This is a genomic window from Methylobacterium aerolatum (assembly GCF_022179085.1).
Taxonomy (GTDB): Bacteria; Pseudomonadota; Alphaproteobacteria; order Rhizobiales; family Beijerinckiaceae; genus Methylobacterium; species Methylobacterium aerolatum.
In genome coordinates this window covers 155,505-162,573 of sequence record NZ_BPQE01000015.1, presented here as the reverse complement: position 1 = coordinate 162,573, position 7,069 = coordinate 155,505, and the positions used below count along the sequence as shown (strand labels likewise).

Below are 7,069 nucleotides of genomic sequence, written 5' to 3'. Positions count from 1 at the left end.
TTGGTTCGGTTCACACCCTAGCGAATCGCACATCCACTTCCTCGAATGCTCGGGCAATCCGGGCTTCGAGGCGATCAAGGGCAAGACGGCCTCCGACCTCGTCGGGCTCGTCAGCTGCGCCGAGTGGACGGGCGTGCGCCTCGCGACGGTCCTCCGGGAGGCCGGGCTGAAGCCGGAGGCGCGATGGGTCGTTGCGGAGGGCGCGGATGCCGCCGCGATGACCCGCAGCATCCCGATCGAGAAATGCCTCGACGACGCTTTGCTGGTCTACAGCCAGAACGGCGAGCGGCTGCGCCCGCAGCAGGGCTACCCGCTGCGCGTCTTCCTGCCCGGCTTCGAGGGCAACATGAGCGTGAAGTGGCTGCGCCGCCTCAACGTCAGCGCGGAGCCGGCCTATTCCCGCGAGGAGACCGCCAAGTACACGGACCTGATGCCGGACGGCACGGCCCGGCAATTCACCTTCGTCATGGAGGCGAAATCGATCATTACCCGGCCCTCCGGCACGCAGCGGATCGCCCAGGGCTTCCACGAGATCACCGGCATCGCCTGGACCGGGCGCGGTCGCATCCGCGCCGTGCAGGTCACGACGGACGGGGGCAGGAGCTGGCGGGACGCCGCCCTGCAGGAGCCGGTGCTGAACCGGGCGCTGACCCGCTTCCGTCTGCCCTGGACCTGGGACGGCCAGCCGACCACCATCGCGAGCCGGGCCATCGACGAAACCGGCTACGTCCAGCCGAGCTTCGAGGATTTGACGGCGGTGCGGGGTCTCAAGTCCTTCTACCACAACAACGCGGTGGTGCCCTGGCGCATCGCGGCGGACGGGGAGGTCGCCAATGGCTACGCGTAACGTCCGGGCGCTCGCCGCCGCGTTCTGCGCGTTCGGCATCGGCGGCGCGGCTCACGGCGCGGAGCGCTTCGGAATCGGCCGCCCGGCGACGGAGGCCGAGATCGCCGCCTGGAACATCGACATCGACCGGGACGGCCGGAAGCTTCCGCCGGGCCACGGCAGCGTCGCCCATGGCCGCGCGGTGTTCGAGGCCCAATGCGCCTCCTGCCACGGCAGCCGGGGTGAAGGCGGCACGGGCGAGCGGCTCGCGGGCGGACAGGGCACGCTCGCCTCCGCGAAGCCGATCAAGACTGTCGGTAGCTTCTGGCCCTACGCGCCGACGCTGTTCGACTACATCCGCCGGGCGATGCCGATGAACGCCCCGCAATCGCTCAGCGACGACGACGTCTACGCCGTCTCGGGCTACGTCCTGCACCTGAACGGGCTCGCGCCCGAGGACGCCGTGTTCGATGCGCACTCGCTCGCGGCCGTCCGGATGCCGAACCGCGACGGCTTCGTCCCGGACCCGAGGCCGGATGTGAAGCCCTGAGTGTCGGCCGGTGTGGGCCGAAGGGTCCGCGCCGACGCCGTGCCCTCTCTCGGCGTGATTGCGATTACAGCAAAGCCGCGGCGAGCCAGGCCCGCCGCGGCTGCATGATTGCGTCCTTGCTGAACCCTCGCGGCGGAGCGGCGTCTCAGGCAGCCTTGCCCGCCTGCGTCTCCCGGGCCCGGCTGCGGCGCCCGTCCGTGCTGACCGGTGCGACGCCCTGGATCGTCACGCGCCGCACCACGCGCGGTTCGTCGTCATAGTCGTCCACGGCGCGGTGGACCGTCGCCCGGTTGTCCCAGATCGCCACGTCCCCCTGCCGCCAGGACCATCGGACGGTGTTCTCGGGCCGCGTGGCGTGATCGTGGAAGATCGCGAGCAGGTGCTGCGAATCCGAGGTCGTCAGGCCGAGGATCCTCTGGATGAAATGTCCGACGATCAGCGAGCGCTCGCCGCTTTCCGGGTGGACATGAACCAAGGGGTGCTCGGTCTCGTAGACGGTGCGGGTGAACACCTCGTCGTACCGCCGCCGTCCGGCATCGGACACGGTCACGCGCCCGCCGACATAGTCGTAGACGTTCGAGTGCACGGCCCAGAGCCGGTCGGCGAGGTCGCGCAGGGCCTCCGGCAATTCGGCATAGGCGGCTTCCGTGTTGGCCCAGAGCGTATCGCCGCCATAGGCCGGAAGCGTCACCGCGCGGAGGATCGAGATCGCCGGATAGTTCGGCACAAAGGTCACGTCGGTGTGCCAGGAGCTGGCACGCTCGCCCCGGCTGCCGTCGATGTCGAGGGTGCCCGCCGTGCCGTCGAGGGAGGGCACGGTCGGGTGCGGGACGAGATCGCCGAGCAGCCGCCCGAAGGCTTCGTGACCGGCCTCGTCCAGGGTCTGGTCGCGGAAGAAGACCACCTTGTGCCGAACAAGCGCCTGCCGGATCGCCGCGACCGTCGCGGCGTCGAGGTCGCCGGAGAGCGCGACGCCGCGGATCTCCGCGCCGATGCGCCCGGCGACGCGGCGGATGTCCAGGGCGGGCGCGGCGGGGTGGAGCGAATGGAGGACGGCACTCATCGAGAAGACTCCTCTGCGGGGGTTGGCGGGGGTTGGATTGTCGAAGCTGCCCTCAGGTCCTCGGCGGGGACCACACGATGTCCCGCACCTTGATGGGGCGGGGGATCAAGCCGAGCCGGAAGAACCGGTCGGCGGTGGTCTGCTGGGCGGTCAGGATCTCGTCCGAGAGCGGGCGGACGGCGAACTCCGTCCGGTCGGCGGCGACCTTCTGGACGGGGTAGGGAACACCCGTGACGGCGGCGAGTGACTGCGCGACCTCGTCGCGATGCGTCCGCGCCCAGCCCGCTGCCTCGGTCAGGCCCGACAGGGCGCCGGCGATGAGGCCGGGATTCTTCTCCGCGAAGGTCCGGTTGGCGAGAAAGAAGGACGAGACGTCGTGGGTCTGCCCGGTGGTCGCGAGCACGCGCGTCTCGCCGCGCGATTGCGCCAGGGCGAGATAGGGATCCCAGATCACCCAGGCGTCGACGCTATCGTTTGCGAAGGCCGAGCCGGCATCGGAGGGCAGCAGGTAAGCCGGCTTGATGTCGGAGAAGCTCAGTCCCGCCTTCTCCAGGGCGGCGATGAGGAGGTTATGGCTGCTCGTCCCGCGCCCCACGGCGACGGTCTTGCCCTTCAGGTCGGCCACCGACCGGATCGGCGACGTCGCCTTGACCAAGATGGCCTCGCCGTCGCGGGTCGGTGCCGCCGCGCCGACATAGACGAGGTTGCCCCCCGCCGCCTGGGAGAAGATGGGCGGGGCGTCCCCGGTATAGCCGAAATCGATGCCGCCCGCGTTCAGTGCTTCCAGCAGGGGCGGCCCCGCCTGGAACTCGACCCAGCGCACGGCCACGCCCTGCGATGCCAGTTGCTTCTCGATCAGTCCCTGCTGACGGGCGACGACGACGAGGCCGACCTTTTGATAGCCGATCCTCAATTCCTTCGGAGCGCTCTGCGCCAGGGCACCCGCCCCGAGGGAGAGGCCCAGAGCCAGGAATCCGAGAAGGGAGGCGGCGCGGCGTCTGGTCGTGATCACGGCAAAGGCTCCTTTGGGTGCAATCGATGACTGTGGGGGCTGTGCCGCCGTCGGAGCCTGCCGCATCCGGGGGGTAAGGAAGGCGGGTAAGGCGATCGCCCTGGTAAAATCTGCGGCGGCTACAGCATTTTCCGAGAATACTGGTTCACTCTTGCTACCCCTCATTGCGAGCGAAGCGAAGCAATCCAGGGCAGCGGGACGGTACCGGAAGTGGCGGATCCCTGGATTGCTTCACTGACGCTCGCAAAGACGACACAGCGATGTGACGCATGCTCAACCGAAAACGCTCGCGAGCAGTTCAGGTCGCCGGACCGAAACCTTGTCCGACGTAAATATTTTTGAAAATACATTGAGCGATCAGCTGCGGATATTTACGACGCCATTCGAACCGCAGTCAAAAGCATTAGAAACTCTTGTTGCGTCCGATCCGGTGCGAGTCTTTTCCGCACCTGGCGGTCCGAGAGACGATTTCGCCTGTCACGCTGGAACGGGCCGGTCCGCATGCCGGAATGCGTTGGCGGCATGGCGGGCGGGAAGGCGATTTCCCTCGCCGAAGAGCTTCCCGCGCAGGGAGCCGGGCGCGTAGGCGGTCTTGTACAGGCCCCGGTCCTGAAGCGCGGGGATCACGAGGTCGATGAAGTCCGAAAAGCTCTCCGGGACGACGATGCGGCTGAGATTGAACCCATCCACCTCCCCTTCCTCGACCCAGGATTGAAGCTCGTCCGCGATGGAGGTCGCGTCGCCGGTGAGCACGGCGTAACGCCCGCCCAGGCCCATCTCCGCCAGCAGGTCGCGCTTGGTGAGCCCCCGCTTCGCGGCCGCCGCCGTGGCGGACTGGATCGCGTTGCCCGGCGCGTAGGGGATCGCCTCGTCGAGACCGTAGCGGGCGAAATCGATGCCGGTGGAGGCGGAGAAGTGCGCCAGCCCCGCCTCGGCACTGGCGTAGCGCAGGTACTGATCGCGCTTGTCCTCGGCCTCGGCGCGGGTGCGGCCGGGGATGGCGGCGATGCCGATGAACACCTTCACGTCCTGCGGATCTCGCCCGGCGGCAACCGCCTCGGCGCGGATCGCGCGGACGGCCTCGCGGGCGGAGGGCTTGTCCCGCGCCGAGATGAACACGCACTCGGCATGGCGCCCGGCGAAGGCCCGGCCCCGCCCGGAGGCGCCCGCCTGATACAGGACGGGCGTCCGCTGGGGCGAAGGCTCGCAGAGGTGATAGCCGTCGACCGCCAGGAACTCGCCACGGTGGGAGATGGAGCGGATCTTGTCCGGATCGCTGAACACCCGCGCCTCGCGGTCGCGGCGGACGGCATCGTCGTCCCAGCTTCCCTCCCAGAGCTTGTAGAGCACCTCCAGATACTCGTCGGCATAGTCATAGCGCCGGTCATGGGCGGGAAGCGCCTCGCCCCGCCCGCGATGGGCGCTCTCCAGATAGCCGGTGACGATGTTCCAGCCGACCCGGCCGCCGGTGAGGTGGTCCAGCGTCGAGATCCGCCGGGCGAAGGTGTAGGGCGCCTCCGCGAAGACGTTGAGCGTGATGCCGAAGCCGAGATGCTCCGTCACCGCCGCCATGGCCGGGACGATGAGCGTCGGGTCGTTCACCGGCAACTGCACGGCTTCCCGCGCCGTCACGTCGATGCCGCCGCCATAGATGTCGTAGACGCCGAGGATGTCGGCGATGAACAGTCCGTCGAACAGGCCGCGTTCCAAGAGCTTCGCCTGATCGGTCCAGTAGCGCAGCGTGTTGTACTCGCCGGAGCGGTCGCGCGGATGGGTCCACAGGCCGTGATTGATGTGGCCGACGCAGTTCATGTTGAACGCGTTCAGCCGGATCTGCTTTCGGGGGGACGTCATCGCGCGCGCAGCCTCCGCACCACGGTGTCGCCCGTGAACTGCACGAGGCAGACGAGGACGATCAGGATCGCGATCACCACCGACATGACGGTGGTGTCGAAGCGCTGGTAGCCGTAGCGGATCGCCACGTCGCCGAGCCCACCCGCACCGACAGCTCCGGCCACCGCCGAGGCGCCGATCATCGAGACGACGGTGATGGTGAAGCCGCCGACGATGCCCGGCAGGGCCTCCGGCAACAGGACGTGGAGCAGGATGTGGCGGCGGCGGCATCCGATGGATTGCGCCGCCTCGATGAGGCCGGGATCGACTTCCCGCAGGGATACCTCGGCGATCCGCGCGAAGAACGGCGTGGCGCTCACCGCAAGCGGGACGATGGCCGCCCAGACGCCGATCGTGGTGCCGACCACGAGCCGGGTGAAGGGGATCAGCGCCACGAGCAGCACGATGAAGGGGACGGCCCGGAAGCCGTTCACGACCAGGCCGACGAGGCGGTTGGCCCGCGGCGCGGGGAAGATGCCGCCGGGACCGGAGGTGACGAGGAACAGCGCCAGCGGGATGCCCGCGAGGACCGCGATCCCCGCCGAGACGCCGACCATGAACAGCGTGTCGAACGCCGCCTGCCAGAGGCGGTCAATCATCTGCGGCGACATAGCCGATCCCTTCGACATCCAGTCCGATGGCCCTCAACCGGGCTTCCGCGTCCGTGCTCCCCACGGCGACGAGCATCCGGCCGACCGCATGCCCCTGGATGCGCTCGACGCCCGCCTGCAGGAGGTTCACCGCTCCGCCCGTCGCCGCGACGAGGGCCGAGAGGTCGGGCGGCATCGCACCGGAATAGGAGATCCGCAGGACGGCCATCCCGCCCGGTACCGGATGCGGCCTCAGCCGCGCGGCCAGATCGTCCGGCACGTCGCGGGTGAGGGGCGCGAGCAGCGCCCGGGTCGCCGGGTGCTCCGGTGCGCCGAAGACCCGCCAGACCGGCCCGGCTTCTGCGACCTTCCCAGCCTCCAGCACCACGACGTCGGTGCAGATCTCGCGGATCACACTCATCTCGTGGGTGATGAGGATGATGGTGAGCCCGAGCCGCCGGTTGATGTCCCGCAGGAGGCCCAGGATCGACAGGGTGGTCTCCGGATCCAGCGCCGAGGTCGCCTCGTCGCAGAGCAGGATCTCCGGATCGCTCACCAGGGCACGGGCGATGCCGACCCGCTGCTTCTGGCCGCCGGACAGGCGCGACGGATACGTCTCCGCCTTGCCTTCCAGGCCGACGAGGCGCAGCGCCTCCTCCACCCGCCGGGCGATCTCTCGCTTCTCCACGCCCGCCACCGTGAGCGGCAGGGTTACGTTCTGCCGCACGGTCTTGGCCGAGAGCAGGTTGAAGTGCTGGAAGATCATGCCGATGCGGCGGCGCAGGGCGACGAGGCCATCCGTGCCGAGGGCGGCAATGGGCCCGCCATCGACGAGCACCCGGCCGGAACTGGGCTCCTCCAGCCGGTTGACCGTGCGGAGCAACGTGCTCTTCCCCGCGCCGGAGCGGCCGATGATGCCGAAGATCGCCCCGGACGGGATGTCGAGGCTCACGTCGTCGAGGGCTCGAACCTCGCCCGCTGCCGAACGATACGTCTTGCAGACGCGATCGAACCGCACTGTTCCAGTACCCCGCGGACCCACGGCCGCATGGGCAACGGGAGCCACCTGAGCACCGACCGCGATCGATGCAGCTGGAGATGCGGTGCCGACACTGTCCAGAGCCAATCCGGCCAT

Annotated in this window: 7 protein-coding genes; 2 read left to right on the top strand and 5 right to left on the bottom strand. The window is 69.0% G+C overall.

The window, feature by feature from the left end; genetic code table 11:
• The coding region (soxC, locus tag MFF06_RS11215; protein WP_238203810.1) for a sulfite dehydrogenase at positions 1 to 847 on the top strand (847 nt) is incomplete at its 5' end.
• Positions 834 to 1,376: a c-type cytochrome gene (locus MFF06_RS11210; RefSeq protein WP_238203809.1), complete on the top strand. Its 543-nt coding sequence runs from the start codon at positions 834 to 836 to the stop codon at positions 1,374 to 1,376. The genes soxC and MFF06_RS11210, both read left to right, overlap by 14 nt.
• Positions 1,377 to 1,521: 145 nt before the next feature.
• Here MFF06_RS11210 and MFF06_RS11205 read toward each other — a convergent pair whose 3' ends face one another.
• The 5 genes from MFF06_RS11205 to MFF06_RS11185 form a co-directional block, all read right to left on the bottom strand.
• Positions 1,522 to 2,439, bottom strand: a complete 918-nt coding sequence (locus tag MFF06_RS11205; RefSeq protein WP_238203808.1) for a TauD/TfdA dioxygenase family protein — start codon at positions 2,437 to 2,439, stop codon at positions 1,522 to 1,524.
• 52 nt (positions 2,440 to 2,491) lie between these two features.
• The gene (locus tag MFF06_RS11200) at positions 2,492 to 3,451 is read right to left on the bottom strand and encodes a sulfonate ABC transporter substrate-binding protein (protein WP_238203806.1); all 960 of its coding nucleotides are present in this window, start codon (positions 3,449 to 3,451) and stop codon (positions 2,492 to 2,494) included.
• Positions 3,452 to 3,928: 477 nt separating this feature from the next.
• The gene (locus tag MFF06_RS11195) at positions 3,929 to 5,305 is read right to left on the bottom strand and encodes an LLM class flavin-dependent oxidoreductase (RefSeq protein ID WP_238203804.1); all 1,377 of its coding nucleotides are present in this window, start codon (positions 5,303 to 5,305) and stop codon (positions 3,929 to 3,931) included.
• Complete coding sequence (locus MFF06_RS11190; protein WP_238203802.1) at positions 5,302 to 5,955, bottom strand: methionine ABC transporter permease; 654 nt, start codon at positions 5,953 to 5,955, stop codon at positions 5,302 to 5,304. Before MFF06_RS11190 ends, MFF06_RS11195 begins: the two co-directional genes overlap by 4 nt.
• Positions 5,936 to 7,069 carry a methionine ABC transporter ATP-binding protein gene (locus MFF06_RS11185; protein ID WP_370876744.1) on the bottom strand — a complete coding sequence of 378 codons (1,134 nt, stop codon included), beginning with the start codon at positions 7,067 to 7,069 and terminating at the stop codon, positions 5,936 to 5,938. Before MFF06_RS11185 ends, MFF06_RS11190 begins: the two co-directional genes overlap by 20 nt.

Bases quoted from the DNA above. Each gene is read 5' to 3' on its own strand.
- MFF06_RS11210 (WP_238203809.1), top strand. From the start codon at position 834: ATGGCTACGCGTAACGTCCGGGCGCTCGCCGCCGCGTTCTGCGCGTTC.
- MFF06_RS11205 (WP_238203808.1), bottom strand. From the start codon at position 2,439: ATGAGTGCCGTCCTCCATTCGCTCCACCCCGCCGCGCCCGCCCTGGAC.
- MFF06_RS11195 (WP_238203804.1), bottom strand. From the start codon at position 5,305: ATGACGTCCCCCCGAAAGCAGATCCGGCTGAACGCGTTCAACATGAAC.
- MFF06_RS11190 (WP_238203802.1), bottom strand. From the start codon at position 5,955: ATGTCGCCGCAGATGATTGACCGCCTCTGGCAGGCGGCGTTCGACACG.
- MFF06_RS11185 (WP_370876744.1), bottom strand. From the start codon at position 7,069: ATGGCCGGATTGGCTCTGGACAGTGTCGGCACCGCATCTCCAGCTGCA.